Origin of the sequence: Chromobacterium sp. S0633, assembly GCF_024158805.1 — a bacterium.
GTDB lineage: Bacteria > Pseudomonadota > Gammaproteobacteria > Burkholderiales > Chromobacteriaceae > Chromobacterium.
Window position 1 is genome coordinate 1 of record NZ_JAMZGH010000121.1, and the last position, 757, is coordinate 757.

Below are 757 nucleotides of genomic sequence, written 5' to 3' on the forward strand. Positions count from 1 at the left end.
AGCGGCTTGTTGGATTCGTCGTCGTAGAACACCGTGCGGTAGCGGAAGTAGTCGGTCCACGGCTCGCGGGTGCCAATCCAGCTGGAGTACATGAACCAGGCGCGCGAATCGTGGATGTGCTCGTCGTACAGCAGCACCAGATCGCGCAGCTCGCGTTGGCCGAACAGGATTTTTTCCTTGGCCTGACCGCCCTCGCGGATGCTGGCGTACTCGGCGGCCTCGTCGTCGCTGTTGAGCAGGTAGACGGTGCCGCCCAGCAGCAGGTCCAGCACTCCGTCGATGACGCTGCTGGGGTCGCCGGACAACTGCCACTCCGGCACATAATCCTTGCGGAAGTCCTTGGCGCCGTGCTCCAGCTGCTGCTGGTCGATCACCGGCTCAAAGCCCTTGTCGATATTGACCCGGGTGGCCACGCCCGGCCGCGTCACCATCTGCTCGCTGCCGTCCTTGGCCTTGCCGCCGTCCGGAATCGGCTTGCCGGCGGCGGCTTTGGCTATCAGTTCGCGGTCATCGTTGAGTTGCTTCTGTTGCTCCGGCGACAGTATCGGCGGCGGCTTGTTGTCGCGCCGGGCCAGATCTTCCTGCAATTGCCGGCCATGCTCGCGCTCCAGCGCCTGGCGCAGCGGCTTGGGCTGGTCCTTGCCGTCGCAACGCTTGAAATAGTCCTGCCGCGCCTGATCATGTTCGTACTCGTAAATACAGCGCGACCCGGCAATCCAGCGGTGGATGCGCCAGCCGGTGATCCAGGCGATCTGGC

1 protein-coding gene is annotated in these 757 nt (G+C 64.2%); it reads right to left on the reverse strand.

The genetic code is table 11. The annotated features are described in order from the left end of the window. Positions 1-757 (reverse strand): hypothetical protein (locus NK214_RS24885; protein ID WP_253315806.1); only part of this gene is annotated, 757 nt, incomplete at both ends.